Source organism: Neomesorhizobium albiziae (genome assembly GCF_900114255.1).
GTDB lineage: Bacteria > Pseudomonadota > Alphaproteobacteria > Rhizobiales > Rhizobiaceae > Neomesorhizobium > Neomesorhizobium albiziae.
Map to the genome: position 1 here is coordinate 118,793 of NZ_FOSL01000012.1, position 25,841 is coordinate 144,633.

The 25,841-nt window shown below is 62.2% G+C and carries 24 protein-coding genes, 2 tRNA genes and 1 pseudogene; 16 read left to right on the forward strand and 11 right to left on the reverse strand.

What is annotated here, in order from left to right; genetic code table 11:
* Positions 1-131: 131 nt before the first annotated feature.
* The 3 genes from F3H98_RS18970 to F3H98_RS18985 form a co-directional block, all read right to left on the reverse strand.
* On the reverse strand, positions 132-572 hold the full coding sequence (locus F3H98_RS18970; RefSeq protein WP_149761909.1) for a helix-turn-helix domain-containing protein: 441 nt from the start codon (positions 570-572) through the stop codon (positions 132-134).
* A gap of 165 nt (positions 573-737) precedes the next feature.
* A complete protein-coding gene (locus F3H98_RS18975; RefSeq protein ID WP_244621789.1) occupies positions 738-1,415 on the reverse strand; it encodes a Crp/Fnr family transcriptional regulator in 678 nt (225 codons plus the stop codon).
* 889 nt (positions 1,416-2,304) lie between these two features.
* Entirely contained in the window at positions 2,305-3,312 is a 1,008-nt protein-coding gene (locus F3H98_RS18985) for an HAD family hydrolase (RefSeq protein WP_149761914.1), read from the reverse strand.
* Between the two features lie 380 nt (positions 3,313-3,692).
* Here F3H98_RS18985 and F3H98_RS18990 point away from each other — a divergent pair, with 380 nt between their 5' ends.
* From F3H98_RS18990 to F3H98_RS19020, 8 genes are all read left to right on the forward strand, one after another.
* Positions 3,693-5,228 carry an arylsulfatase gene (locus tag F3H98_RS18990; protein WP_188130469.1) on the forward strand — a complete coding sequence of 512 codons (1,536 nt, stop codon included), beginning with the start codon at positions 3,693-3,695 and terminating at the stop codon, positions 5,226-5,228.
* 110 nt (positions 5,229-5,338) lie between these two features.
* The gene (locus F3H98_RS18995; protein WP_149761916.1) at positions 5,339-6,313 is read left to right on the forward strand and encodes an AAA family ATPase; all 975 of its coding nucleotides are present in this window, start codon (positions 5,339-5,341) and stop codon (positions 6,311-6,313) included.
* Positions 6,314-6,324: 11 nt separating this feature from the next.
* Positions 6,325-7,329: a DUF58 domain-containing protein gene (locus tag F3H98_RS19000; RefSeq protein WP_149761917.1), complete on the forward strand. Its 1,005-nt coding sequence runs from the start codon at positions 6,325-6,327 to the stop codon at positions 7,327-7,329.
* A gap of 2 nt (positions 7,330-7,331) precedes the next feature.
* A complete protein-coding gene (locus F3H98_RS19005) occupies positions 7,332-7,859 on the forward strand; it encodes a DUF4381 domain-containing protein (protein ID WP_149761918.1) in 528 nt (175 codons plus the stop codon).
* On the forward strand, positions 7,846-8,850 hold the full coding sequence (locus tag F3H98_RS19010) for a vWA domain-containing protein (RefSeq protein ID WP_149761919.1): 1,005 nt from the start codon (positions 7,846-7,848) through the stop codon (positions 8,848-8,850). Before F3H98_RS19005 ends, F3H98_RS19010 begins: the two co-directional genes overlap by 14 nt.
* On the forward strand, positions 8,847-9,905 hold the full coding sequence (locus F3H98_RS19015; RefSeq protein WP_342211622.1) for a vWA domain-containing protein: 1,059 nt from the start codon (positions 8,847-8,849) through the stop codon (positions 9,903-9,905). Before F3H98_RS19010 ends, F3H98_RS19015 begins: the two co-directional genes overlap by 4 nt.
* Positions 9,890-10,414: a tetratricopeptide repeat protein gene (locus F3H98_RS32420; protein ID WP_342211623.1), complete on the forward strand. Its 525-nt coding sequence runs from the start codon at positions 9,890-9,892 to the stop codon at positions 10,412-10,414. Before F3H98_RS19015 ends, F3H98_RS32420 begins: the two co-directional genes overlap by 16 nt.
* Positions 10,411-11,712, forward strand: coding sequence for a BatD family protein (locus F3H98_RS19020; RefSeq protein WP_149761920.1), 1,302 nt, complete (start codon positions 10,411-10,413; stop codon positions 11,710-11,712). Before F3H98_RS32420 ends, F3H98_RS19020 begins: the two co-directional genes overlap by 4 nt.
* Positions 11,713-11,763: 51 nt before the next feature.
* Here the strand turns inward: F3H98_RS19020 and F3H98_RS19025 are convergent, their stop codons facing one another.
* Positions 11,764-12,984, reverse strand: coding sequence for an alpha/beta hydrolase (locus F3H98_RS19025; RefSeq protein ID WP_149761921.1), 1,221 nt, complete (start codon positions 12,982-12,984; stop codon positions 11,764-11,766).
* A 488-nt stretch (positions 12,985-13,472) separates the two neighbouring features.
* On the opposite strand from F3H98_RS19025, the gene F3H98_RS31135 reads away from it, so the two are divergent.
* A complete protein-coding gene (locus tag F3H98_RS31135) occupies positions 13,473-13,640 on the forward strand; it encodes a hypothetical protein (protein ID WP_188130466.1) in 168 nt (55 codons plus the stop codon).
* Positions 13,641-13,691: 51 nt separating this feature from the next.
* Here F3H98_RS31135 and dinB read toward each other — a convergent pair whose 3' ends face one another.
* Both dinB and bhcR read right to left on the reverse strand, forming a co-directional pair.
* Positions 13,692-14,939: a DNA polymerase IV gene (gene dinB / locus F3H98_RS19030; protein ID WP_149761922.1), complete on the reverse strand. Its 1,248-nt coding sequence runs from the start codon at positions 14,937-14,939 to the stop codon at positions 13,692-13,694.
* A gap of 119 nt (positions 14,940-15,058) precedes the next feature.
* The gene (bhcR, locus tag F3H98_RS19035; RefSeq protein WP_149761923.1) at positions 15,059-15,883 is read right to left on the reverse strand and encodes an HTH-type transcriptional regulator BhcR; all 825 of its coding nucleotides are present in this window, start codon (positions 15,881-15,883) and stop codon (positions 15,059-15,061) included.
* 206 nt (positions 15,884-16,089) lie between these two features.
* Here bhcR and gcl point away from each other — a divergent pair, with 206 nt between their 5' ends.
* From gcl to F3H98_RS19050, 3 genes are all read left to right on the forward strand, one after another.
* Positions 16,090-17,871 carry a glyoxylate carboligase gene (gene gcl / locus F3H98_RS19040; RefSeq protein WP_149761924.1) on the forward strand — a complete coding sequence of 594 codons (1,782 nt, stop codon included), beginning with the start codon at positions 16,090-16,092 and terminating at the stop codon, positions 17,869-17,871.
* Positions 17,872-17,940: 69 nt separating this feature from the next.
* Complete coding sequence (gene otnI, locus F3H98_RS19045; protein ID WP_149761925.1) at positions 17,941-18,741, forward strand: 2-oxo-tetronate isomerase; 801 nt, start codon at positions 17,941-17,943, stop codon at positions 18,739-18,741.
* A 21-nt stretch (positions 18,742-18,762) separates the two neighbouring features.
* Positions 18,763-19,650 (forward strand): 2-hydroxy-3-oxopropionate reductase, encoded by an 888-nt coding sequence (locus F3H98_RS19050; RefSeq protein ID WP_149761926.1) that lies wholly within the window; start codon positions 18,763-18,765, stop codon positions 19,648-19,650.
* 102 nt (positions 19,651-19,752) lie between these two features.
* Here the strand turns inward: F3H98_RS19050 and F3H98_RS19055 are convergent, their stop codons facing one another.
* Positions 19,753-20,613: a TrmH family RNA methyltransferase gene (locus F3H98_RS19055; protein WP_149761927.1), complete on the reverse strand. Its 861-nt coding sequence runs from the start codon at positions 20,611-20,613 to the stop codon at positions 19,753-19,755.
* Positions 20,614-20,852: 239 nt separating this feature from the next.
* Here F3H98_RS19055 and F3H98_RS19060 point away from each other — a divergent pair, with 239 nt between their 5' ends.
* The 3 genes from F3H98_RS19060 (at position 20,853) to F3H98_RS19070 (ending at position 22,986) form a co-directional block, all read left to right on the forward strand.
* Positions 20,853-22,163, forward strand: a complete 1,311-nt coding sequence (locus F3H98_RS19060; protein WP_210249695.1) for a metal-dependent hydrolase family protein — start codon at positions 20,853-20,855, stop codon at positions 22,161-22,163.
* A 359-nt stretch (positions 22,164-22,522) separates the two neighbouring features.
* Positions 22,523-22,607, forward strand: a tRNA-Tyr gene (locus F3H98_RS19065).
* A gap of 305 nt (positions 22,608-22,912) precedes the next feature.
* A tRNA-Gly gene (locus F3H98_RS19070) sits at positions 22,913-22,986 on the forward strand.
* Positions 22,987-23,154: 168 nt separating this feature from the next.
* On the opposite strand, the pseudogene F3H98_RS31830 reads toward F3H98_RS19070, so the two are convergent.
* The 4 genes and pseudogenes from F3H98_RS31830 to F3H98_RS19090 all read right to left on the reverse strand — a co-directional run.
* Positions 23,155-23,302 (reverse strand): annotated as a pseudogene (locus F3H98_RS31830) (SDR family NAD(P)-dependent oxidoreductase); the annotation flags it as partial.
* 4 nt (positions 23,303-23,306) lie between these two features.
* Positions 23,307-23,726, reverse strand: a complete 420-nt coding sequence (locus F3H98_RS19080) for a cupin domain-containing protein (protein ID WP_149761929.1) — start codon at positions 23,724-23,726, stop codon at positions 23,307-23,309.
* A 213-nt stretch (positions 23,727-23,939) separates the two neighbouring features.
* Positions 23,940-24,134, reverse strand: coding sequence for a hypothetical protein (locus F3H98_RS19085; protein WP_149761930.1), 195 nt, complete (start codon positions 24,132-24,134; stop codon positions 23,940-23,942).
* Positions 24,131-24,796 carry a hypothetical protein gene (locus F3H98_RS19090; protein WP_149761931.1) on the reverse strand — a complete coding sequence of 222 codons (666 nt, stop codon included), beginning with the start codon at positions 24,794-24,796 and terminating at the stop codon, positions 24,131-24,133. Before F3H98_RS19090 ends, F3H98_RS19085 begins: the two co-directional genes overlap by 4 nt.
* 180 nt (positions 24,797-24,976) lie before the next feature.
* Here F3H98_RS19090 and F3H98_RS19095 point away from each other — a divergent pair, with 180 nt between their 5' ends.
* Positions 24,977-25,489: a winged helix-turn-helix transcriptional regulator gene (locus F3H98_RS19095; protein ID WP_244621790.1), complete on the forward strand. Its 513-nt coding sequence runs from the start codon at positions 24,977-24,979 to the stop codon at positions 25,487-25,489.
* The last annotated feature ends 352 nt before the right edge of the window (positions 25,490-25,841 follow it).

Sequence of the window (25,841 nt, forward strand, 5' to 3'; positions counted from 1 at the left end):
AGTGTGTTTATCCTACGCCATTTCCGGGTTGGCGTAACGGAACGTTGCGAATCCCGCCGGCCGATTGATCCGTATTTGCCGGTCTACGTTGCAGAAAGAACACAAGCCGTGCCGGCGCGTCGAGCGGCTGTTTACGACCGCGGCAGGCCAGGGGTCGAGTTTTGCGAAGCGGCAGTTTTGTCACCGGCATCCTGCGCCGATGGCGCCTCTTTCGGGAATATCATGTCGACGGGTACACAAAGTGCCTCGGCGATCGCCTTGAACGTTCTGGTGGAGCCCGTTTTCCCCGTACATTCGATCTGGGACAACATGCTGGGTGTGATCCCCACCAGTTTGGCGAGGAAGCGGCCGCTGAAGCCACGCCATTGCCGGATGGCGCGAACCGGATTTTCGCCGGCTAAAATTCTGCGTTCTATTGCGGCGGGGAGGGTAAATACGTCCTCCCGGTTTTTCTTCAGCGCCGCAAGCCCGTTGGCAGCCGCCAATTCGAGAACCCTAAACTGTCTTTCGGGAAGGATCACCAGACGCTCTCTTGCGCTTGCGTGATCGATATACTGCACATCGAGCTTCATGGATTGCTACCCAAAAAGAGAACACTGACCAAGCCCGATCCATGCGAATACTGCGGTATTCGTGGTTAATTTCCAGTTAATCCATATTCAGCCGTCTCGTTGTAGAATAGCGTAAATCGACGCGCGAATTCGGACGAACAATATTTCGCGAGGCCCCGGGTTCCGTCACTCGTCCTGTTCGGCGAGGGCCTGCAGCGCGGGAAGGTCGTGAAAAATCAGCCGGCCGTCGCGTTTCTCGATCAGCCCACGCTTGGCAAGGCTGCTCATCTCGCGCGACACCGCTTCCCTGTGGGTGCTGATCTTCGCGGCCAGTTCGATATGCGTCGGGGCCGGGTCTAGCGAAGCCCTTCCGAAAACAAGTGTGCTTTCCGCCGTCAGGCGCAGCAACTCGTGGATCAGGCGCTGGCGTACGACCAGGGTGCTGAACTCATAGACCCGATCGGTCATCCGGCGCAGTTGCACCGACATATGTTCGAGCAGCGCCCAGGCGAACGCCGGGTGGTTGTTTACAATGTCGCGGAATGCGGCAACCGGCAATCGCGCGGTGCGTGCCTGCCCGAGCGCCACGACGCTTGCCGACCGCACTTTCCCGTCGATGCCGGCTAGCTCTCCAAAGATCTCGCCGGGTTCGACGTCGCGATAAGCGATCTCCCTGCCGTCATGCGAGAAAAGCGTTACGCGCGCGTCTCCCTCCAGCAGGAAGAAGACATCGCAGCCGCTGTCGCCATGCGCGATGATCAACTCATGATGTTGATAGGTGCGCTCAACCCATCGCGCGGCCAGCGCCGTAAGGACGGAATCCGGCAGTTTCGCTAGAAAGGCCGGGGCCGATTTCACGAGCATCTCCTTTCGCTAAAGGTTGTCAGTTTCTGCTTCCAAAAGCCCAGGCAACCGGTGGCTGGTCGATGTCGACTGCTGGTGCGGTGCATCGTGTTGAGGGTGTGCGGATTCCCACAGACCATCATGATGCGGTTTTATACGATATTCCAATGGTTGTTCAGCAGACAATGCTCTGACCGACGATGGAATGGGAACATGCGACATTCGGCTTCAATCAAGCAGTTGGCATCGACATTTCGTGAGTTGCTGGTAAGGCGCTACCGGCCGGAACTTCATTACATGCGCGGACCCGGGCCAGCCAGCGCACGTCGCGCGGCCAGCGTTGAAGGGCGCGTACAAAATTCACCTTTCGTGGGGGGCATCGGTAGCGCGGCACCTTGATGTGGAATCCTGTCCGCCAAGGTGCAGCGTGACTGCTGGCGTTGGCCACGGGCGGGCAACGCGGTGCAGTCCCAAGCGTCCGACGAATTGCCTGAGAATGGGGGCAGAGAGCGCCGGACGCCGGGCCGGTGGCGATTTGTGCACAATCGTCTCCAGCGTCTAATACTACTTCACGCTCAATTGAATGTGTATCGGCAAATAGGGCTACCGGTAAATCTCTGATGGGCCAGGTTTCAAATCGAATATGTTGCCGCATGAGTTGTGATCTGTAAAATCTACACTTGTAACTGCGCTTGGGTCGCAGGGGTAATTTCTAGTTTTCAGCGTATTCAACAAACGCCATCCATGGCTCCTTTGGCCCATTTCAGGTCTTTCAGGATTTTCTCGCCGGCGAGTTGCTTGCGCGCCTTTTCCACAACCGTTTACGACGGTCGGGAATTGCGGGTCGATCTTTTCCAGCCGCTCGACAGCTGCAGCGGCGATCTCTAGGCATGAACCAAGCCGGTGGTGGCTATTTGGCTGGCGGGTAGACTGTGAGCCAGTCGTTCTTCATGTCGACGATCGTCCAGCCCTTGGCAGTGCCCTCGTCGAGCGCCTTGTCGAGCTTGCCGATATGCGATTGGCGGTCGTAGGCCCATTCGCGGTCGGCGTCAGTGTGATGGACAATGCCGATGAACCGCGCGCCCGGCCCTGCGGCCGTCCATTCCAGCATCTGCTGATCGCCGTCTGAATTGCCGAAGGCGAAGATCGGCCGGCGGCCGATGAAGTTGTTGATGCCAGAAGGCTTGCCGGGGCCGTCATCGATGAATTCGATCTTCGACTCCTTCACCAGGACAGGCACGCCATCGCGCAGTTCGAATTTCGTCACGCCCGCCGAGCCGACGACCTGTTCGGGCGGGATGCCGTAGGCCTTTTCGGCGAAACCACGCATGAATTCCACGCCTCCGCCCGAGACGATGAACGTCTTGAAGCCGTTCGCCCTAAGATAGGCGAGCAATTCCAGCTGCGGCTGGTAGACCAGTTCGTCGTATGGCCGGTCGAAGCGGGGGTGGCGTGCCGTTTTCAGCCAGTCGGCGACGATCGCGGCGTATTCGTCCGTCGTCATGCCCGAATGCGTGAGCGCCATGATCTCCATGAGGCCCTTTTCGCCCGCGGCGGCAAGGCCCTTGGTATCTCCGGCCAGCACCGATTTGAACGGCTCGGTGTCATTCCATTCCGGATGCTGGGGCGCCATGGCCTTGATACGATCCAGCGCGAAGGCAAGCTGGAAGTAGACCGGCTGCTCCGACCACAGCGTGCCGTCATTGTCGAAGACGGCGATGCGCTCCTCGGGCGGGACGAAATCGGCGCCGCCATCCTGCGTGACCTTGGCAACGAAATCGGTGATCGCCGACTTCACGGGGCCGTCCTTCCAGGAGGGCAGGGGATCCGTTTGAGCCACGGCAACGGAAACAAGCGCCAGCAGAAGGAGTGGAATGGAAAGGAAGGCTTGCAAGGAGGAGGTGCGTGAAAGGATCATGGAAGTCACCTCCAGCTGAACTGCTCATTCCGGATGCTATAGGCGTTTTATCCCATCATCCAGAGCAAAAAGAAATGTCGATGCCTCTATATCCAACAGTATCGATACAAATTCAAACAGATGTTGTCGCCACGACCATATTGTCATTTGTTTTTATGACGTTCGCCTGGCTGCCGAAATACCTTTCGGTGTGCCAAGTTCCTCAAATGGTCTGCCTTCCCTTACATGGAATGCGGTCATAAGGTGACATCGCCGAAAGGAGGTCCGGCACCACGTCCGCCAGCATTTTTGGTCGGAAACCCTGTCTTGAAAGCACCGGTTCATTCCAACTGATTTCGCTCAGGAGCATGACTATGCGAAAGACAAGCAATCTGAAGGCAATGATGGTCGCGGCGGCCAGTTGCCTGGCCATTGGGGCGGTTTCGTCCGCCAACGCACAGGACACGCAGAAACCCAACATCCTCGTCATCTTCGGTGACGATGTCGGCCAGACCAACATATCTGCCTATTCATTCGGTGTGATGGGCTACAAGACACCCAACATCGACCGGATCGCCAAGGAAGGCATGATGTTCACGGATTACTACGCCGAGAACAGCTGCACCGCCGGGCGCTCGACATTCATCACCGGCCAGGTGTGCCTCCGTACTGGCCTGTGCAAAGTTGGCATTCCGGGCGCGACGGTCGGCCTGCAGGCGCGAGACGTGACCATTGCCCAAGCTCTGAAGCCGCTCGGCTATGCGACTGGACAATTCGGCAAGAACCACCTGGGCGATCGGGACGAATTTCTGCCGACCAATCACGGCTTCGACGAGTTCTTCGGAAACCTCTACCACCTCAACGCGGAAGAGGAGCCGGAAAGGCCCTATTATCCCAAGGATGACGCCGAATTCGTCAAGAGCAACTCGCCTCGCGGCGTGCTGCACAGTTTCGCCGACGGCAAGATCGAAGATACCGGTCCGCTGAACAGAAAGCGGATGGAGACCGTTGACGACGAGACCACCGCCGCGGCGATTGCCTTCATCGAAAAGCAGGCGAAGGAGGGCAAGCCGTTCTTCACCTGGATGAACACGACGCGCATGCATGCGTTCACCCATGTCCGCGAGTCCATGCAGGGACAGAGCGGCATGCCGGGCAACGAATACGCCGATGGCATGGTCGAGCACGACGGCGACGTCGGCAAGCTCCTGAAGGCGCTCGACGACCTGAACATCGCCGACAACACCATCGTGGTCTACACAACCGACAACGGCCCCAACCAATGGTCATGGCCGGATGCCGCGACGACGCCGTTCCGCAGCGAGAAGGATACGAACTGGGAAGGTGCCTTCCGCGTACCGGCTCTGGTCCGCTGGCCGGGCCACATCAAGGCCGGTGAAATCTCCAACGAGATGATTTCCGGCCTCGACTGGTTCCCGACGCTTGTCGCAGCCGCTGGCGACAAGGACATCAAGGACCGCTTGCTGAAGGGCACCAAGCTGGGCGACAAGGATTTCAAGGTTCATCTCGACGGCTACAACCAGTTGCCATACCTGACCGGCGAGCAACCGAAGTCCGCACGCCAAGACTTCTACTACTTCAACGACGACGGAGCGCTCGTCTCATACCGCTACAACAACTGGAAGATCGTGTTCTCAGAGCAGCGCGAGCCAGGCGGCTTCCCCGTCTGGTCCAATCCGTTCACGACGCTGCGTGCACCCAAGGTCTTCAACCTGCGCATGGACCCCTACGAACGTGCGGATGTCGTTTCGGATCAGTACTATGACTGGTTGGCCAAGAACGCCTACCTGATCCAGTATGGCGTCTGGCGGGTGGCCCCGTTCCTCGGGACCTTTAAGGACTATCCGCCGAGCCAGCGGCCAGCGAGCTTCAGCATCGACCAGATGGTGGAATCCCTGGAGAAGTCGATACAGTAACAGGCGTTGCTGTTGCTCGGCGATGCACCCGCATCCCAAAAAGCGCGCCACCCTCCCGGTGGCGCGTCCTTCACGGTCTTCAAATCCCAGTGAACCTGGAGCGACGCAACATGACCGCACGCGACGATATTCTGGACCTCGGCAAACGCATCGGCCAATCGATCATCGGCCAGGATGCTATGGTCGAGCGCCTGCTTTTGGGCCTTTTGAGCGACGGCCACCTGCTGGTCGAAGGCTTGCCCGGGCTTGCCAAGACACGCGCGATCAAGAGCCTGGCGAAGAATCTCGACGCCAAACTCTCGCGCGTACAGTTCACCCCGGACCTTCTGCCATCCGATATCACCGGCTCGGAGGTCTATTTCACCGAGGGCGGCAAAGGCGAATTCAAGTTCCAGCAAGGGCCTGTGTTCGCCAATCTCGTCCTTGCAGACGAGATCAACCGCGCACCCGCAAAAGTTCAGTCGGCTCTTCTTGAGGCGATGGAGGAACGCCAGGTGACGGTCGGCGGCGACAGCCACCCGCTGCCCGAGTTGTTCCTCGTCATGGCGACGCAGAACCCGATCGAGCAGGAGGGAACCTATCCGCTGCCCGAAGCCCAGCTTGACCGTTTCCTGATGCATGTGCGGGTCGACTATCCCGCGCGCGAGGCCGAAGCCGAGATCATGCGGCTGGTGCGCGGCGAGGAAAACAGCAGCGGCAAAACCGCCGGCAAGCAAGCACCCAAGCTCGACCAGAAATCGGTGTTGGATGCGCGCAAGCAGATCGGCGCGATCACGGTTTCCGAACCGGTGGAGAACTACATCGTCGCCCTGGTCTACGCGACGCGCGAGCCGGCCAAGCTCGACAAGGATCTGGCAAGCTGGATTCAGGTGGGCGTCAGTCCGCGCGGCTCGATCGGGCTCGACAAGGTTTCCCGCTCCAATGCGTGGCTCAAGGGCCGTGATTACGCCAGCCCGGACGACGTCAAGGCGGTGGTGCATGACGTTTTCCGCCACCGCCTTATATTGTCCTACGAGGCGCATGCCGCGGGCGTCACCGCCGACAAGGTGATCGACCGCGTCGTCGAACTCGTGGCAGTCGCCTGACGGAGGCATCCATGGGCTTCTCCTTGTCAGCGCTGGGACGGTCGAAGGGACTTGTCAGGCCGCGCAACGCATCGCCAGAGCCAGCCAGGGGCGTCCATGTGACCGTCGAAGAGCTGGTGGCGCTGGAGGCTGCGGCGCGGGATTTCAATTTCCTGCGGAAACAGCCGGTCAATCGCCTGCTCGCCGGCCGCCATGCCTCCAACATGCGTGGGCGTGGCCTTTCTTTCGAGGAACTGCGCGACTATCTGCCCGGAGACGACGTTCGCACCATCGATTGGCGGGTGACTGCGCGAACCGGCAAGCCCTTCGTTCGGGTCTATGACGAAGAGAAGGACCGGCCGGCGCTGATCGTGGTCGACCAGCGCATGAACATGTTCTTCGGCAGCCGGCTGATGATGAAGTCGGTGTCGGCTGCCGAGACTGCGGCGCTCTGTGCCTGGCGGGTGATGAACCTCGGCGACCGCGTCGGCGGCTTTGTCTTCAACGATACCCGGGTCGACGAGCTGCGGCCGCATCGCAGCCGGGCCGCGGTTATCGAACTCGCCGGGGCGATCGCCAGGCAGAATGCGGAACTCAGGGCGGATTTGTCCGATCATCGCGGCTCGGGACAGCTCGACCTTGCGCTTGCGGCTGTCGCCAATGTGGCGCGCCACGATCACCTGGTGGTCGTTATCAGCGATTTCGAGGGCCACGGCCCGCGCACCCGCGATCTGTTGCTGCGGCTGACGATCAGCAACGATGTGCTGGCGGTGCTGGTCTACGATCCGTTCCTGATCGACCTGCCCGAGACCGGCCATATCGTCGTCAGTGGCGGCGGCATGCAGGCGGAGCTGCCTCTCGGGCATGGCAAGGTCAGGAGCGGCGTCGCCGATTTCGCCAGAAAGCGCGGCGACGAATTGCTGGCCTGGCAGCAGGAACTCGGCCTGCCGATGCTGCTGGTCTCCGCCGCCGAGGAAACCGCGCCGCAACTGCGCCGAACACTCGGCCAGCTTGCCTGGCGGCAGAAAAGGCGCTGACCATGGAACCGGCGCAACCCCAACAGGATCCACTTACCAGACTGGCGCTACAACACCTGGCCGACATCAGCGTTCCGCCGCCTGTCTCGTGGATGCCGCAGACCTGGGGCTGGGCGATGCTTGCCCTGGTTGCCGCCGCGTTGCTGATCGTTGCCTTGTGGCGCTGGCACCGGCGGCGCGTCTCCAACCGCTATCGCCGCGAGGCGCTTGCCGAATTGACGCGCATGGAGCGGGATCTGGCGGACAACACGGGGCGTGCGCAAGCCCTCGAAGCCATGCCCGAACTGCTCAAGCGCGTGGCGCTCGCCGCCTGGCCGCGTGATGCCGTGGCCTCGCTCAGCGGCGGGAATTGGCTTGCCTTCCTGCGCCAGCACGGCGGTGACCGGTCGTTTCCGGAACCGGCGGCACGGCTGCTCGACGATCTGGAATACCGTTCACAGGAAACCCGCATGAGCGTCAGTGAGGATGATGCGCGGATGTTCGCAGCCGCGGCGCGCCGATGGATCGAGGGCCATAGTGTATCAGCTTGAATATCCCTGGTTGCTTGCGGTACTGCCGGTGCCACTGCTCATCTGGTGGCTGGTGCCGGCCTATCGCGAGGAAACCACGGCCATTCGCATTCCGTTCTTCGGCGAGGTGGCGGATGCCGCCGGCGTGTCTCCCACCCAAGGCTCGGTCGTGCCACGCAAGAACTGGGTGCAAAGGATGCTTGCGCCGCTTTGCTGGCTGCTCATCGTGCTTGCCCTGGCGCGGCCCCAGTTTGTCGAGCCGCCGATCACCAAGACCGAGCCCCAGCGTGACTTGATGCTGGCGCTCGATCTCTCGCAATCTATGGACACGCGCGATTTTCGCGATCCCGCCGGCCAGCAGGAGGCGCGCGTCGACGCCGTGAAACAGGTGGTCAGCGATTTCGTCAAGCGGCGGCAAGGCGACCGTGTCGGGCTTATCGCCTTCGGCGATGCGCCATATCCGCTAGTGCCTTTTACGCTGGATCATCTCACTGTCCAGACCATGATCGGGAGCGCGTTGCCGGGCATGGCGGGACCGCGCACCGCGCTGGGCGATGCTATCGGCCTCGCGATCAAGATGTTCGCCGACAGCAAGGCGCCGGAGAAGGTGCTTGTCGTGTTGACTGACGGCAACGACACGGCGAGCAAGATGCCGCCGGACCGCGCCGCCGACATCGCCAGCCAGAACAAGATCGTCGTCCACACAGTCGGCATCGGCGATCCCGATGCCGAGGGCGAAGACAAGCTCGACGTCGGCGTGCTGCAGAAGATCGCGTCGGCGACCGGCGGCCGTTATTTCTTCGGCCAGGACCAGAGCCAGCTGGCCGAGATCTACGCCACGCTCGACAAGATCACGCCAACCAACCAGACCACGCTTTCCTGGCGCCCCAAGATCGAGCTGTTCAGCTATCCGCTGGGGGCGGCGCTACTGTTGCTGATCGTCTATCACCTCTTCTCGTGGATTTGGGTCGTGCTGCGCGCGCCGCCCGGTACTGCGGGGCAGGCGTCATGATCGGGGATTTCCACTTCCTCCGGCCATGGTGGCTTCTGGCCATTCTGGCAGCCGTCGCGCTGGTTCTGCTCGTGTCGCGGCAAACCGACGTTCGGGCCCGCCTGCGCGGCCTCATCGCCCCGCATCTGCTCGACAACCTCCTCATCGATCGGCAGAGCAGCAGGCGGTGGCGGCCCGTTCACTTCGTCGCCGTCCTCATCGTGCTCGGCGCCATTGCGATGGCCGGACCAACCTGGCAGCGCCAGCAGCCGCCCTTTGTCGAGGACAGGGCGCCGCTGGTGCTGGCGATCGATGTCTCGCAGACGATGGACGCCATCGACATCACGCCCTCGCGGCTGGAGCGGGTCAAGCTCAAGGTCCAGGATCTCCTGAAGCTTCGGCCCGGCGCGCGCACCGCCGTTTACGCCTATGCCGGTTCCGCTCACATGGTGCTGCCGCTGACCGATGATGCCAATCTCGTAAAGACCTATGTCAATGCGCTGCAGACGAGTGTCATGCCGGTGCCTGGCAAGGACACGGCCAAGGCGCTGCAAGTGGCCGAAGCGGGGCTGACCAACGAAGTGGTGCCGGGCACGCTGCTTTTCCTGACCGACGGCGTCGAGCCTGCGGCGACGGAGGCCTTCAAGAATTATGCGGGCAACAATGAAATCATGGTGCTTGGCTTCGGCACCGCCGAGGGCGGGCCCGTCAAGACCGGCGAGGGAGAGTTCCTGTCCGATGCCGGCGGTCGCGTCATCGCGAGGCTCGACGTGGCGCAATTGCAGTCGCTGGGCCGCGAGGCCGGCATTCGCGTCGCCACCGTCACCATGGACGACAGCGATGTCAATTGGATCGCCGAACGCGTGCAGACCCATATGCAGGCCAAGCTTGCCGAAGGTCAACGCGGTGGCTGGATGTCGGCTGGTGGCTCACCATTCCCATCGTCTTGCTCAGCGCCTTCTGGTTCCGGCGCGGCTGGACGGTGCAATGGGCTTTCGCGGCGCTTGTCGCGGCGACCCTTGCGGCACCCGGCCGCGCCGACGCAGCCGGGTTCGATTTCATGGGCATGTGGCTGACGCCCGACCAGCAGGGACGGCTTGCCTTCGACAAGGGCGATTATGCGGGCGCCGCGGCACGTTTCGCCGACCCCATGTGGCGCGGCGTCGCGTTCTATCGGGCCGGCAGGTTTTCCGACGCGGTCGACGCCTTCGCGCAGGTCAGGACGGCCGAAAGCTACTACAACCAGGCCAACGCGCTCGCGCATCTCGACAAGCTCGACGAAGCGGTGGCCAGCCTCGACGAAGCGCTGAAATTGCGGCCCGACTGGCCCGAGGCAAAAGCGAACCTGGCCATCCTTGAAAAGCTGATTGCCGACAAGAAGGACGAAGAGGACGAGCAGGAGGAGGCGCCCAACCTCAAGCCTGACCAGGTCCAGTTCGACGACAAGGGCAAGAAGGGCAAGGCGGGTGAGGTCGACCTTGCCCAGCAGACGGCCGACATGTGGATGCGTAATATCCAGGTCACGCCGACCGATCTGCTTGCCCGCAGGTTCGCCCTGGAGGCGGCGGCAGGAGCGAAACAATGAGCGCCTTCGCCCGCTGCCTCGCCGTCGTGTTTTTCATCTTCACGTCCGCCACGCCGCTGCTTGCGGCGGAGCCTGTTGTGCGGGTCGATGTACTGACAGCGCCCCCCATTGTTGCCGGCCAGCAGGTTCAGGTTCAGGTCGACGTCCTGGTGCCGAATTTCTTCATGTCGTCGCCGCAGTTCCCGAACCTCGATATTCCGAACGCGATTGTCACTTTGCCCGACGTGAGGGCGGAGAACCTGGTCGAGAACATCGGCAGCGATAGCTATTCGGGCATACGCCGGCTTTATTTCGTGACACCGCAGTTGCCCGGCGACTATGTGCTGCCGTCCGCGGTGATCACCTTCACCTACGCGGCGGTTCCGGGGCAGGCGAGCAATGGATCGGTGACGCTGCCGCCGGTAAAATTCACCGTTGCCGGCGTGCCGGGCGCGCCCACAGGGAATGTGGCGGCCGCGACCACGCTGACGGTCACCCAGACTCTCGACCGCGAACCCAAAGATCTCAAATCCGGCGACACGCTGGTCCGCACCGTTACCGCCGCCGCCGAGGGCATGGAGGCGATGATGATCCCCGTTCCGGAGTTTTCAGCGCCCGAAGGCGTCCGTATCTATCCGCATGATCCCGTGCTTTCCGACAAGGGGGGCAGCAGCCAGCGCATCGACCGCGTCACCTACGCCTTCGATAAACCAGGCAGCTACGTGCTGCCGGCGGTCGAAATCGATTGGTACGATCCCGCGTCGCAAAAGCATCAAGTGGCACAAGCACCTGAAATTGCGGTGTCGGTCGCCGACAGCGCGGCGTTCACGCCCGCCATCGCGCCACCGCCCGCGCCCGAGCAGCCCGCGCCCGCTGCCTGGAAGACCTGGGTGAAATACTGGCCGTGGGCCGCCGCCGTTGCAGGGTTTGCTTTGTTGACCTGGCTCACGAGGCGCATGCTGCCCCGCCTGAGCGCCTGGCGCCACGCGCGGCATCTGGCGCATGAGCAATCCGAGGCCGCCTATTTCCGGCGCTTTCAGGACGCATGCAAGTCCGGCCGCTTGCCCGAAATCTATTCGGCGCTCGATTCCTGGTCGCGCCGGACAGGCATCGTGCCGGTGTCGGCGTGGCTAGAGCGGAATGGTGACGAGGCAACGCTGGCGGAATTCGGCAGGCTCGAAGATGCGATTTTCGGAGGCGGGAGAGCACCTTTCGATGCCTGGAAACTGCTGGAGGGTATCTCCAGCGCCCGGACGGCGTCGCGACCCGGTGAGGGGACTTTGCCTGTCCCGGCTCTGCCTGCGCTCAACCCGTCCTAGGCTTGGTTGCCTGCGACGGCAGACATTCGCCCTTGCACTCACCAATCGACGTTATTCCGTCGGATCGCCTCTCAGGATGGTATCGAGCTGTCCCGGCCTTTTCTGCACCGGCAGTGGGTTCCTGCCTTCGAGCACGGTGATGGGCGCGGTCACGGTGTCGGCCGCCACCTTGCCGACCGTGCCGACGGTGCCGGCGACAACCAGGCCGATGCCCTGTCCGAGGCTGACCTTGGAATCGGTCAGCGGCTGGCCAGTGACCAGCCGTTGGCCGATCAGTTGCACGATCTCAGGGCTTTCGGCGAACTTGCCGTGGTTCAGGCGATCGCCGCTCTTGACCTTGGTGAGGTCTATGACGTTGATCTTCGCTTCTTCAAGCTGCGTACGGTACGGCTCGGCCGAGGGATCGATCTGGCCGACACGGTCGACGCCACCGGAGATCAGCCGGGAGGCTTTCAACGCGCGGTCGTCCTGCGAAACGAAGATGGTGATCTTCGGCTTCGGCTCCCCCAATTCCCACCACTGGCGGGCGAAGACGTCGACGTCGAGATCGGGAGAGGCGAGGATGACATTGTCGATCTTGGCTGGAACGCGCCCGTTGCGTATCGCCAATTGCCGCAGCGCCTCCATCGCCAGCCACGTTCCCATCGAATGGGCCATGACAGTCACGTCCTTGACCTGCGGATTATCGGCAAGCGCCTTCAGTGTCCGCTCGAGCGCGGTGCGCGAGAAGTTGGTGCTTTCCTTGTCGTAATTGTAGTCGAAGATGCTGGCGCGCGACGGCCAGGTGAACAGGATCGGCACGACATTGGCGCCGGAATCGCGAACGATCTGCGCGAAACGGAAGACCGAATCCTCGTAGCGGTTGTTGAAGCCGTGAACGAAGACCAGCACATGGCCATCGCGGTTGTGCAAGGTCAGCCATTTGCGGGCTTCCGCGACGCTCGGCAGGGTCTGCGCCCGAACCACGGCAAATTCCTTCGCGGGATCGGCCGGCAGCCGCTTCGGCCATTCGACGGTGCCCGAAACACGGTTCGGCGGGATCGAGATCTCCATGTCGGTGATCGACAGCAACGGACTGCGTTCGCCGCTAAAGAGTGTACCCGGATCGCCGGACGGTTTGCGGCTGGTAGCGACCAGCATCGACACCGTGGTAGCCTGCGGCGACAGGCTATCTGCGGCGACCGGCGCCAGCACGCCTTCGGGGCGTCCCGCGCAAGCGGCTAGCGCGAATGTCAAAATCAGCACGCAAAGGCCGGCGAACCGCTCGGTCATGAACTCTCCAAAACCCGCTCCCCCGGGCAACTCTCGATGAAATAGACGGTTTCGTCAAAGCCATTCCGGGCGGCCAAAGCGCGTTCTTGGTCTGCGTGGGTCGATTCGGCAACAGTGGCGGCGCCCGCTCCCGTCGGTGTCGTTCCACCGGGCAGAGCCAAGGCCGACACGGAGCCCGGCCTTGGTGCGGCGCACAGCAACTCTCGGGGGAGGGTGGCTTCATCCGAGCATGCCGGACCCTTGGTCGGAAGGCTGCGAGGCACCTCCGTTTGGCCAGCCTGCCCCATGCGGCCCGGATGCTATGTTTCACGAGGGCGCGGTGGTGGAACCGTCCGGCAACAAATTCGCCAGGAAGCGACGGAAATCAGGCAACGGCTGCCGCGCCCGCCCTTGAAGGTTTCCGCGTGCCGAAATTCGTCAAAATCCGGCCTGATCCTTGCGCTAAGCCGTTGGCGCGCATTTGTGGATGAACCGCAGGGAAACGGTCGATGATCCGTTTTGTCTTTATCGCAATTTTCGTTCTTGTCGCCGCGCTGATCCTTCGCGTCGTCTGGCGCGGCTTGAAATCGGCCGACCTCGACTGGAACGGCATTGCCTTCGCCCTAGGTTTCGTTGTGCTGGCGTTCTATCTCCGCCACATCACCGGCATGGGCTAAACACCACGCAGGACAGGCCCCAGCGGCATTTCTCTCCGCTTCGCTAAAACTTCAAAGCTCTTTCTCGGCCAGTTCACGAAACGCGTCGGGCAGCGAGCGGGCAGTTCCCAGCGCCACCGACGCATAACCAACCGCATCCCAGCCGAAGCGTTCGCGGATCGCGTCGACGGCACGGTCGGCCACCCAGCGCGTCATGCCTTTGCGGGTGCCGGGACGGCGCTTTTCGTCCAGCAGGCCAAGCGGCAGCTCCAGTTGCAGTCCGGAGTGTTGCTCGAGATGCGACACAGCGATGGCCAGCAGCGAGATGGTCTTTTCGGCGGGATGGTCGGCTAGCGCCGAGCGCACCAGTTCCTCGGCGACTTCCGCAAGCATCGCGGTTGCAGAAATCGGCGCGTCGAGCGTTATCGAGCGCGTCACCGCGCGCATGTCGGCGAAGCGGACGCGCACGGTCACCGTGCGGCCCGGCCGGGATTTGGCCCTGAGCCGGCTGGCGACGCGGTCGGCCAGATGCAGCAGCGCCGGCCGGAAGATTTTCTCTTCGGCCGGCTTTTTGCCGAGCGCCGATTGTGCTCCGGCCGACTGGGCGCGGCTATGGGTCCTGATCTGGCGAGGGTCGCGATTCCATGCCAGATCGGCCAGTTTTTCTCCGGCGGCTGGGCCGAGAAGCTTTTCCAGCGACCAGCCTGGCGTCTTTGCCAGCTGTCCGATGGTCGACACGTTGATTTCAGCGAGCCGCGCCTTGGTTACCGGGCCGACGCCCCACATCAGATCGACCGGCAAATCGTGGAGGAAGGTCAGCTCCGTATCGGGCTCGACCACCACCAGCCCGTCCGGCTTGGCCACTTGCGAGGCAATCTTTGCAAGATGTTTGGTGCGCGCCACGCCGACGGAGATGGGCAAGCCGAGTTCAGTCCGCACGCGCCGCCGGACCGCTTGCGCGATCTCTGCCGGCGATCCGAAAAGATGGGTGCAGCCGGCGACATCGGCAAAGGCCTCGTCGATGGAGATCCGCTCGACCAGCGGCGTGAAATCGTTGAGCACGGCGATGGCCGCGTCGCCCAGCCGCTGGTAGTCCTCGAAGTGGCCGCCGACGAAGGTGAGTTGCGGGCACAATTCCCGCGCCCGCCGCCCCGCCATGCCGCCGCGCACGCCGAAAGCCTTGGCTTCATAGGAGGCCGCAAGCACCACTCCGCCACCCACCGCGATGGGTTTGCCGCGCAGCGTCGGGTCCAGGAGCTGTTCGACCGAGGCATAGAAGGCGTCGAGGTCGGCATGGAGAATGGTGGCAGCGATTTCCATGCCGTCCTGCGATGTTCCCGAACGCTTTGGCGCCCCTTCTCAACAGGCGACGCTAAAGAACAAAGAGAGAACAAATAGAGCCGCTTGTCAAGCGGCCGCCGCCGGCCGTCACACGCCGCTCAGCGTGTAAAAACCTTGCCGCCGATCATGCGCGTCACTTCGGCTGCCGCCTCGCGCACCAGCGGCCCGATATCTGCGACGCGCTCCAGCGTGACGCGCACCGTCGGCCCGGAAATCGAAACGCCGGCCACCGGCTCGCCGAATTCGTTGAACACCGGCGCCGCGATGCAGCGCATGCCGGGATGCCGCTCCTCGTCGTCCACCGAATAGCCGCGCGTTCTGATCTGGCTGAGGTCGCGGGCAAGGGCAGGGGCGTTGGCGAGCGTTTTCGGCGTATAGACTTCCAGTCCTTCCTTGCGCACGATCGCGGCGACCCGGTCGCCTGGCATGTGGGCGAGGATCGCCTTGCCGATCCCCGAGGCATGGAAGGAACTGCGGGTGCCGGGCCGGAAAAATGCGCGGATCGCCTGATGCGTCTCGACCTGGCTGACAAAAACCACGCAGTCGTCTTCGGCGACTCCCAGATTGGCGGTTTCGCCGATCTTCTCCATCAGGTCTTGCATGACGATCCTGGCGCGGTCGATGAGCTTGCGGCGGCGCAGGAAGGCCGAGCCCATGCGGTAGGTCTCGACGCCGATGGACCACAACTGGTCGGTGCGGTCGAACTCGACCATGCCATGCGCTTCCATGGTGGTCAGCATGCGGTAGGCCGTGGAAGCGGCGAGCCCCGAGGCCGATGCCACTTCGCTGAGCGACAGCCCGTCCGCGTCGGCGATGATGGCGAGGATGCGCAGCGCCCGGTCCAGCGACTGGACCGAACTGTTCTCTGCAGGTCCATGGAAGGAGCGCGGCCGCCCGCGCTGGCGTTTTTCGGTGGTTTCCACGGCAATTTCTCCGCAATGAGCGGGAACGACAATAAAAAATATTTTTACCATTTGGAATAAGGAAAAAAGTGGAAAACAAAAAATGCTGCAAAATCAGAGACTCGCTATTTTTTGGTGATAATGAAAAAAAATTCTGGAAAAATTGAAAAATAGCTCTGGCGGGCGCATTCTCCATTCCAGTCAGATTTGGTGCCCGGAGGAATAAAATGGCCAGGATGCGTGCCGTTGATGCGGCTGTTCTCGTTCTCGAGAAGGAAGGTATCGATTGCGCTTTCGGCGTGCCGGGTGCTGCGATCAACCCGTTTTATTCGGCGCTCAAGGCGCGCGGCACCGTCCGCCACATCCTGGCGCGGCATGTCGAGGCGGCCTCCCATATGGCCGAAGGCTACACCCGCGCGAAGGCTGGCAATATCGGGCTGTGCATCGGCACGTCTGGACCGGCCGGCACCGACATGATCACCGGGCTCTACTCGGCCTCCGCTGATTCCATCCCCATCCTCTGCGTTACCGGACAGGCGCCGCGCGCCCGGCTGAACAAGGAGGATTTCCAGGCCGTCGACATCTCGGCGATCGCCAAGCCGGTCACCAAATGGGCGGTCACCGTGATGGAACCCTACCAGGTGCCGATGGCGTTCCAGCAGGCGTTTCACCTGATGCGCTCGGGCCGGCCGGGTCCGGTGCTTATCGACCTGCCGGTCGACGTCCAGCTTGCCGAGATCGAGTTCGACATCGACACCTACGCCTCGCTGCCGGTTTACAAGCCGGCGATTACCCGCGCGCAAGCGGAAAAAGCGGTTGCGATGCTCAACGAGGCGGAGCGCCCGCTGATCGTCGCCGGCGGCGGCATCATCAACGCCGACGCGTCCGACCTTCTGATCGAGTTCGCCGAAATCACCGGCGTTCCCGTCGTGCCGACGCTGATGGGTTGGGGCACAATTCCCGATGACCACCGATTGATGGCCGGCATGTGTGGCCTGCAGACCTCGCACCGCTACGGCAACGCGACCATGCTTGCCTCCGATTTCGTGTTCGGCATCGGCAATCGCTGGGCCAACCGCCACACCGGTACCGTCGAAAAATACACGGCTGGCAAGAAGTTCATCCATGTCGACATCGAGCCGACCCAGATCGGCCGCGTCTTCGCACCGGATTTCGGCATCGTTTCGGACGCGGGTGCAGCCCTCAAGATGCTGCTCGACGTTGCCACCGAATGGAAGACGGCGGGGAAGCTGCGCGACTGGTCCGGCTGGGCCAAGGAGTGCCAGGCCCGCAAGAAGACCATGAAGCGCAAGACGCATTTCGACCAGGTGCCGCTGAAGCCGCAGCGCGTCTACGAGGAGATGAACAAGGCGTTCGGCCGCGACACCTGCTATGTCTCGACCATCGGCCTCAGCCAGATCGCGGGCGCGCAGTTCCTGCATGTCTACAAGCCGCGCAACTGGATCAATTGCGGCCAGGCCGGCCCGCTCGGCTGGACCTTGCCGGCCACCCTCGGCGTCCGTGCGGCCGACCCGAACCGCGACATCGTCGCGCTGTCTGGCGACTACGATTTCCAGTTCATGATCGAGGAACTGGCCGTCGGGGCGCAGCACGGGCTGCCTTACATCCATGTCGTGGTGAACAACGCCTATCTCGGCCTCATCCGTCAGGCGCAGCGCGGTTTTTCGATGGATTTCGAGGTCAGCCTGGCGTTCGAGAACATCAACACGGTCGGCCATTCCGAAGTCGGTTACGGCGTCGACCATGTCGCGGTCGCCGAGGCGATGGGCTGCAAGGCCGTGCGCGTGCGCCGGCCGGAAGAATTCGCCAAGGGATTTGCCGAAGCAAAGCGGCTGATGAAAGAGCACAACGTTCCGGTCGTGCTTGAATTCATCCTCGAACGGGTGACCAATATCTCGATGGGCACCGAGATCGACGCCGTCGTCGAATTCGAGGAACTTGCCGAGAAGAACGAGGACGCGCCGACTGCAATCGTGCTGCTCGACTGATTTTCTCCGGCCGGGAGATTTGTGAAAACACTCCCGGTTTTCTTCAAACAGACTCGTCTGGAACAGAAAATGCCGAAATTTTCAGCCAATCTGTCGATGCTTTTCACCGAGCATGACTTCCTCGACCGTTTCGACGCGGCGGCCCGCGCCGGCTTCAAGGCGGTCGAATATATCGCTCCCTACGATCATGCGCCGGAGGTGGTTGCCGCGCGGCTGAAGAAGAACGGCCTCGAACAGGCGCTGTTCAATCTGCCGCCGGGCGATTGGGGCAAGGGCGAGCGCGGCATCGCCGTCCTTCCCGACCGCGTCGAGGAGTTCCGCCGGGGTGTCGACACCGCGATCGCCTACGCCAAGGCGCTCGGCTGCGGCCAGGTGAATTGCCTAGCCGGCATCGCGCCCGAAGGGGTCAATGCCGAGACGCTACGCGAGACGTTTGTCAAGAACTTGCGCTATGCTGCTGAAAAATTGGAGAAATCCGGAATAAGGCTGCTGATCGAGCCGATCAACACGCTGGATATTCCCGGCTTCTTCCTCAACACGTCGAGACAAGGGCTGGCGATCATCGAGGAGGTCGGCTCGGCCAATCTCTTCCTGCAATACGACATCTACCACATGCAGATCATGGAGGGGGATCTCGCCCGTACGATCGAACAGAACCTTGGCCGCATCGCGCATATCCAGCTTGCGGACAATCCCGGCCGTCACGAGCCGGGGACGGGCGAGATCAACTATCCCTTCCTCTACGAACACCTCGACCGCATCGGCTATGCCGGCTGGGTCGGCGCCGAATACAAGCCGAAAGCCGGAACAGAAGCGGGGCTGGGCTGGTTCCGCGAGGCCTCGAAAATCACGAAAAACGCAGCTGCCTGAAAAGCTTAGGACAAAAAAAAAATGGAAATCATCGGCTTCATCGGACTGGGTATCATGGGCGCGCCGATGGCGGGGCATCTGCTTGACGCCGGCTATTCCGTGGTCGCCAGCGACCATCGCGGCGCGCCGCCGAAGGAACTCGTCGCCAAGGGCCTGAAGACGGTCACCGGCAGCAACGCAGTGGCTGATGCAGCCGATATCGTCATCACCATGGTGCCCGACACGCCGCAGGTGGCCGAGGTGCTGTTCGGCGATGGCGGCGTCGCCTCGGGTCTCTCCAAGGGCAAGCTGGTCATCGACATGAGCTCGATCTCGCCGATCGAGACGAAGGAATTCGCCAAGAAGATCAATGCCTTGGGCTGCGATTATCTCGATGCTCCGGTGTCGGGCGGCGAAGTCGGCGCCAAGGCGGCGTCGCTGACGATCATGGTCGGCGGCGAGGACAAGGCCTTCGAACGGGCCAAGCCGGTGTTCGAGAAAATGGGCAAGAACATCACGCTGGTCGGCGGGAACGGCGTCGGCCAGACCACGAAGGTCGCCAACCAGATCGTTGTCGCGCTGACCATTGAGGCGGTTGCGGAAGCCCTTGTTTTTGCTTCGAAAGCAGGCGCCGATCCGGCCAAGGTCAGGCAGGCGCTGATGGGCGGCCTTGCCGCTTCGCGCATCCTGGAGGTGCATGGCGAGCGCATGGTGAAACGCACCTTCGCGCCGGGTTTCCGAATCGAACTGCACCAGAAGGACCTCAATCTGGCGCTGGAAGGGGCAAAAGCGCTCGGCGTTTCCCTGCCCAACACTTCGACCACGCAGCAGCTTTTCAACTCCTGCGCTGCCAATGGCGGCGCCAAGGAGGATCATTCGGCGCTGGTGCGGGCGCTGGAGCGCATGGCAGACCACGCGGTAGGTGGATAGATATTTTAACCGCGCGAAGATCGAGCTCGAAAAGCCACCGTCAAAACAATGGCTTAATCAGGAAGTGACCGATCTCGCCGCGCGGTTTTTGTACACTGCCGCCTATTCGGACGCCGCCAGGAACCTTTTGGCGGCATAAAGGCTCACTGCCGCCGCATTCGATACATTAAGCGAGCGGATCGCGCCGGGCATGTCCAGTCGGGCGAGCGCGGTGACCGTCTCACGAGTCTTCTGGCGCAAGCCCTTGCCCTCGGCCCCCAACACGAGGGCGATTTTTTTAGCCGCAAAACTGGCTTCCAGTTCCGACGGGCCGTCGGAATCGAGACCGATGGTCTGGAACCCGGCATCGTGGAGTTGGCCGAGCGCGTCGGCGAGGTTTTTCACCTCGATCAGGTCGATGTGCTCCAGCGCGCCGGAGGCCGACTTCGCCAGCACACCCGATTCGTGCGGGCTGTGGCGCTGCGTGGTGATGAGCGCGCCGGCGCCGAAGGCGACCGCCGAGCGCATGATGGCGCCGACATTGTGAGGATCGGTCACCTGGTCGAGCACCAGCACCAGCGGCGTGTCGCCGAGCGCGCCGAGCGCCTTGGGCTGCAAGGGCAGCGCCTCGACGAGCACGCCCTGGTGGACGGCGTCGGTGCCGGTAAGCCTGTCGATGTCCCGGGGCTCGACCATCTCGGCCGCAAAGGGCAGGGCGCCGATGTCGGCAATGGCCAGCCGTTCCAGCGCGTTGCGGGTCGCCAGCATTCTCCTGATCTTGCGGCGCGGATTGTCGAGCGCGGCGCGCACCGTGTGGATGCCGTAGAGCCGCACCTGCCCGTCGGGGGCGTTTTCGCCGGGCGGCAGCGGTTTCTTCGGACGGAACTGCGGGGCGGGTCCGCCCGCCTTCTGGTCGCGATGCGCCCGCCGAAGCTTGGCGTAGTGGGTGTCCTTGCGGGTGCCGGGTTTGTTGTCGTTGGTCATGCGGGCTTCTATAGCGGCCTTGTATCGCGATGGATACCGCACAGCAGGCGCGTTCACGAAATTCGCCGCGATTTGGCGAGCGCGTGCGCGAACAGCGATCAACAGACCCAGTAGCGGAAGCCTACCCGCCAGAGGCGAGCAGCGGCTGGCCCAACCCTTTGCGCTTGCAGTGCATTTCTGGGCGGCTACCGTGCACGCGCGGCGGGGGCGCAGCGAACTTTCGACATGGGAGGTTATCCGTGCGCCTTACTCGCCTTTTCCTGCTGGCACTGACCGCCGTCTCCGCATCCGCGGTGCAGGCCGCGGAGCCGGTCTCCGCTCTCCATTGCGGCAAGCTGTTCGATTCGCGCGGCGGCAAGATGCTCGACGCCAGCACCATCGTCGTGCGCGACGGCAAGATCGCCGAAGTGCTGCCCGGCAAGGCCGAGGTCAAGGATGCCGAAATCATCGATCTCAGCGCCCGTACCTGCATGCCCGGCTGGACGGACCTGCATGTGCACATAACCGACCAGTCGAATCCCAAGAGCTATGAGGAAGAATTCCGTCTCGACGACGTGGATTTCGGCTTTCGCAGCGTCGGCTATGCCGAAAAGACCCTGCAGGCGGGCTTCACGAGCGTGCGCGACCTCGGCGGCGAGGTCGCGCCGCATCTGCGCGACGCGATCAACCAGAAGCTGGTGCGCGGCCCGCGCATCTTCGCGGCCGGCAAGAGCATCGCCACCACCGGCGGCCATGCCGACCCCACCAATGGCTACAACTCCGAACTGTCGCATCTGATCGGCCCACCCGGCCCGACGGAAGGCGTGGTCAATTCGGTCGAGGACGCCCGCCAGGCGGTACGCCAGCGCTACAAGGATCGCAGCGACGTGATCAAGATCACCGCGACCGGAGGCGTTCTGTCGGTGGCGAAATCCGGCGACGCGCCGCAGTTCACCGTCGAGGAAATCAAGAGCATCGTCGATGTAGCCAAGGATTACGGCTATAGGGTCGCGGCACATGCGCACGGCGCCGAGGGCATGAAGCGGGCGGTGCTGGGCGGGGTGACCAGCATCGAGCACGGCACCTACATGGACGATGAGATCATGTCGCTGATGAAGGAGAAGGGGACCTGGTACGTGCCGACGATCTCTGCCGGCCGCTTCGTCGCCGACAAAGCCAAGATCGAGGGCTATTTCCCGGAAGTCGTCAGGGTCAAGGCAGCCCGCATCGGCGCGCTGATCCAGGAGACGGCGAGCAAGGCATACAAGGCCGGCGTCAAGATCGGTTTCGGCACGGATATGGGGGTGGGTCCGCACGGCGATAATGCGCGCGAGTTCATCTACATGGTCGAGGCCGGCATGCCGGCCGCCGAAGCCTTGCAGGCCGCGACGATTTCCGCAGCGGAAGTGCTGGGCGTCGATGACCAGGGCGTGGTCGAGGCGGGAAAACGCGCCGACGTCATCGCATTGTCGGGCGACCCGCTCGACGACATAAACGCGGTGATGAAGGTCGATTTCGTGATGAAGGACGGCCAGGTGTATCGGCGCGACAGCCGCCCGGTGCTTGAGTAGCGGCTACGGCTGTTTGAAGTCTTTGGTCGATCGCACCCTACGTCGCCCCCTCTGTCCTGCCGGACATCTCCCTCTCAAGGGCAGGGCAATCGCATATACGACCCCCACTCCGGTTTGCCTTGCAAACCACCTCTCCCCCGATCGACGGGGGAGAGGAAGCGCCGGCCGTTATGCCGGGCTCCCTTCCTCTTCCCGTTCCACTGGGGGAGGAAACGCCGGGGCCGTGCAGAAAATTCCTGCCACTGCCGACAAGTGCGGTTGACACTCCAGGACCTTGCCGCCATAAGGCGCTCGCGGATCGGATGCCTCGACAGAAGCGCCGCTTCGCAATACTCGATGCGTGGCTCCGGCAGCAGTACGGAGGGATGCCCGAGTGGTTAAAGGGGACGGACTGTAAATCCGTTGGCTCAGCCTACGTTGGTTCAAATCCAACTCCCTCCACCACTGCTGGATCCGGAGCCTTGAGACGCGGGCAGGTTGCAGCCAAGGGCGCGATCATGTCTTCGCCCCGCCGCCACAATCCATCCATGTTGCGCCAAGCCTTTCTGGATTGGCCCTGAACTCTTGCAACGCGGCAGACCGGCTGCGTCGGATTCCGATTGCACCGGTTCAGAAACCAGCTGACGGCGAAGTTGCCGAATGACGCCTTGACGTTCGAAACGTCGTGAAATAGCTAGGGCGGGCCTAGGAGCCCGTTTGGAAACCCTGCTGCGGCGACCAACTGCAGCATGTTATCAGACAGCCTCCACGCGGGTATAGCTCAGTGGTAGAGCAGCAGCCTTCCAAGCTGAATATGCGGGTTCGATTCCCGCTACCCGCTCCAAATCTTTCCGCTGTCATGCCGCTTTCTCCCAGGACGCCAGGGACGCGAGGCTCCAGCGTCGACCGACGCCAGAGCCTCTCTCCTATCCTTAGCGAGCCGCTGTCCCACGGCTTGCAAGCTGATGAGGTTCAATCAAGTCCCCCAGCAGAACTTCGGCACTGACGCGAAGTCTCGTTCCAGGCGCGCCGCAAGGTGAGCCAACCTGTTGGCATCGCGAGCGACGACAAGAAGGTCGTGGCCACGCAGGGCGAGGCGGTCAGCATAGACCCGCGCCGATGCCGGAGGACGCGCCCGTGACAAGGCGGTGCCAGGCGATTGCCTCATTTCTGCTCCTCGTTCGCTAGCGTCAGAAGAGGCTTGCCCTTCTCGATCACGTGGGTAGCCAGCTCGATTCCGGTTTCACCACCAACATTCTTGGCCGAGTGGACAGCACCGTAGGGGATGAACAGCGTCTCCCCCGCCTTGACTGTGATCGGCGGCTGGCCATCGAACTGGTAAACCCAGGTGCCTTTCAACACGTATATGAACTCCTCGCCGGGATGGCTGTGCCGGGGAAACGACGCGCCGGCCTCAAGGCTGACCTCCGACTGGAACACTTCGCGTTCAGTGTTGTGAAGGTCATGGTTCTGGAGGTTCTTACGCATGCTTGACTGAGGTGTCGGCTGCGTTTGCGCGACGGCTGTGCCGGAAATGCTCGCTGCGGCCAACAAGGCAATGGTGATGGTGAGAATCTTGTTCATGCGGATGTCCTTTCAGTTGGGAGATCCGATTGCGGCGCGCAGCGCCCAATCAGATGCTTGTTCAGTCTGCAAATGCACTTACTTCGACGGGAGGTTCCGGTACGGTTCCAAGAAGGGAGCCAAGGCAGCCGGAAGCTGGTCGGGCGCTTCCTCGGGCGACCCAGTGACCGCTGCCCGGAATGATGGCAGTCTGGACATTGTCCGCGACGAGCTTCATCGTCGTTGCCGCCCCTTCGCCGAAGTCTTTTCCCCGCCCACCGCCAGGACGGGAAGGGTTAAGCGCCGGGTCTTGCGCGCCTGATTCTGCGCAATGTCGGTGTCGATTGCCCGGTACGAGCCGAAGCTGCCGCGCAGCGCGTCAGAACTCGAGGCGACGTTGGTTCCGAGCGAGGAACCCGCCAGCGTCATGCCGCTGACTCCACTGTTTTGTTGAAGTGGGCGTCGCTGGACTTGCGGATTTGTGCTCCCGTGCGCCGCTTGGCTTGAGCCCGCTTGCCTGTGAGGCGGATGGCAATGGCGACGCAGACAATCAATAGCGGAATGACGTAAAGCTCGCTCACGGTCGGAATGCGTTTCAGGAACGACAGTCCGAAAATGATGGCGATAACCCATACGCCTGTGGTGTGCAGGCGCTTCCACGCAGCCGCGCTCAGGTGACGCGAGAAGATGCGGAACGGCGTTGCTGCCAGCAACGCGATGAATAGATAGCCGATTGTGCCAGGTGTGTTGGTCAAGAAATCACGGCTTGGCCAAAACTGCGCATTCAGCACGCCGTAGGAGAAGATAGCAGCCAGATGCACCAGCATCGAGAAAGCAAATGACAGGCCTACGTAGCGGCGTTCACGCAGCAGCCGACGGGTGAAATCGTTCGGCGCCAGCGTGGCCATCGGCGAGGCCAGGAACGCCGCCAGGAACGGCGCCAACGAGGTGTACGCAGTCACCCGGATCACGACGTGCATGGCTTGGACGGGGTCCGGATGGATAGCCAGGATGGACGCTGTCAGAGCCAGCACGATCGCGGCCACGAGCCAGAACAACTTCCATCCACTGATGACGGGTTTGGTTTTCATTTGCTCCTCCACCGAAGTGCAGTTCGTCAGGGCGTGATCGTCAATGGAAATCGGCGCTTTGGACAAACAGTCACACGATCTGATCTGGCCTGATCCAGCCCGGGTTGTGTTGGTATTGACGGCACGCTACATAAAGTATGAAAATCATAGCGTCAAGTGGATATGAAAAAGAAAGTTACTATGGCCAAGCTTGATATCTTCCAGCAGACACTCTGCCCCGTGGCGCGCGCCGAGAGCGTCGTCGGCGACATCTGGACGGTGCTCGTCCTGCGCGAGCTGTTCGCGAGGAATCATCGGTTCGACGAAATTCAGGTGATGACCGGCGCGACACCGCAGATGCTGGCGACGCGGCTCAAGAAGCTGGAAGCTGACGGGCTGCTGGAGCGGCGGCTCTACAACAAGAGACCGCCGCGCTACGAATATCACCTCACCGACAAGGGGAGGGATTTCTGGCCCGTCCTGATGGCATTGCGCGCTTGGGGCGAGAAATGGTGCAGACTGCCAGGCGAAGAGCTTTCAACGAACTATGTTCACCAAACATGCGGCCATGCCGCAGGCCTCGGTCCGTTGTGTGACCATTGTGGTGAATTGCTCCGTCACGAGGAACTGATCGGCAAGCCAAGTCGGGCGAGGGCGGCGGAACTCGAACAGCGCCGTGCTGTGTTGAAGGAGGGGACGCGTTCGTCGCGGTAGCTGCGCTTATGTCCGCAATGACCATTCCGCATCCTGATGCGGAATGGCAGCTTTGCGCCGCAATGTCGGCCGTAGAGGCAAAAGCCGGCAGACCAGTTTCGCTACGGCCGAAGGAGCTGGCAGAAAGTCTTTAAAGGCGCGAAGCCATTCTGGGGCCCAGTTTTGCACATCGGAAGACTCTGCATGGGCCGTCCGCAGCTGGCAGGCGCGTCGACACGGCTGCTTCGCTGGGTTTGCACGACTGATGATCAGGCACCCAAATGTCGTAAAGCGTCATTTTGTCGAGGCGTTGTGACTGGTATCGAAGGATCGCCCGTTGCTCCGATCGAAGGGCTCTGCCGACCGCCTCGCA

What these genes read in the sequence shown, in the direction of transcription:
- F3H98_RS18970 (WP_149761909.1), bottom strand. Translation starts at nt 572, where the DNA reads ATGAAGCTCGATGTGCAGTATATCGATCACGCAAGCGCAAGAGAGCGT.
- F3H98_RS18975 (WP_244621789.1), bottom strand. Translation starts at nt 1,415, where the DNA reads ATGCTCGTGAAATCGGCCCCGGCCTTTCTAGCGAAACTGCCGGATTCC.
- F3H98_RS18985 (WP_149761914.1), bottom strand. Translation starts at nt 3,312, where the DNA reads ATGATCCTTTCACGCACCTCCTCCTTGCAAGCCTTCCTTTCCATTCCA.
- F3H98_RS18990 (WP_188130469.1), top strand. Translation starts at nt 3,693, where the DNA reads ATGATGGTCGCGGCGGCCAGTTGCCTGGCCATTGGGGCGGTTTCGTCC.
- F3H98_RS18995 (WP_149761916.1), top strand. Translation starts at nt 5,339, where the DNA reads ATGACCGCACGCGACGATATTCTGGACCTCGGCAAACGCATCGGCCAA.
- F3H98_RS19000 (WP_149761917.1), top strand. Translation starts at nt 6,325, where the DNA reads ATGGGCTTCTCCTTGTCAGCGCTGGGACGGTCGAAGGGACTTGTCAGG.
- F3H98_RS19005 (WP_149761918.1), top strand. Translation starts at nt 7,332, where the DNA reads ATGGAACCGGCGCAACCCCAACAGGATCCACTTACCAGACTGGCGCTA.
- F3H98_RS19015 (WP_342211622.1), top strand. Translation starts at nt 8,847, where the DNA reads ATGATCGGGGATTTCCACTTCCTCCGGCCATGGTGGCTTCTGGCCATT.
- F3H98_RS32420 (WP_342211623.1), top strand. Translation starts at nt 9,890, where the DNA reads ATGGGCATGTGGCTGACGCCCGACCAGCAGGGACGGCTTGCCTTCGAC.
- F3H98_RS19020 (WP_149761920.1), top strand. Translation starts at nt 10,411, where the DNA reads ATGAGCGCCTTCGCCCGCTGCCTCGCCGTCGTGTTTTTCATCTTCACG.
- F3H98_RS19025 (WP_149761921.1), bottom strand. Translation starts at nt 12,984, where the DNA reads ATGACCGAGCGGTTCGCCGGCCTTTGCGTGCTGATTTTGACATTCGCG.
- F3H98_RS31135 (WP_188130466.1), top strand. Translation starts at nt 13,473, where the DNA reads ATGATCCGTTTTGTCTTTATCGCAATTTTCGTTCTTGTCGCCGCGCTG.
- dinB (WP_149761922.1), bottom strand. Translation starts at nt 14,939, where the DNA reads ATGGAAATCGCTGCCACCATTCTCCATGCCGACCTCGACGCCTTCTAT.
- gcl (WP_149761924.1), top strand. Translation starts at nt 16,090, where the DNA reads ATGGCCAGGATGCGTGCCGTTGATGCGGCTGTTCTCGTTCTCGAGAAG.
- otnI (WP_149761925.1), top strand. Translation starts at nt 17,941, where the DNA reads ATGCCGAAATTTTCAGCCAATCTGTCGATGCTTTTCACCGAGCATGAC.
- F3H98_RS19050 (WP_149761926.1), top strand. Translation starts at nt 18,763, where the DNA reads ATGGAAATCATCGGCTTCATCGGACTGGGTATCATGGGCGCGCCGATG.
- F3H98_RS19055 (WP_149761927.1), bottom strand. Translation starts at nt 20,613, where the DNA reads ATGACCAACGACAACAAACCCGGCACCCGCAAGGACACCCACTACGCC.
- F3H98_RS19080 (WP_149761929.1), bottom strand. Translation starts at nt 23,726, where the DNA reads ATGAACAAGATTCTCACCATCACCATTGCCTTGTTGGCCGCAGCGAGC.
- F3H98_RS19085 (WP_149761930.1), bottom strand. Translation starts at nt 24,134, where the DNA reads ATGACGCTGGCGGGTTCCTCGCTCGGAACCAACGTCGCCTCGAGTTCT.
- F3H98_RS19090 (WP_149761931.1), bottom strand. Translation starts at nt 24,796, where the DNA reads ATGAAAACCAAACCCGTCATCAGTGGATGGAAGTTGTTCTGGCTCGTG.
- F3H98_RS19095 (WP_244621790.1), top strand. Translation starts at nt 24,977, where the DNA reads ATGGCCAAGCTTGATATCTTCCAGCAGACACTCTGCCCCGTGGCGCGC.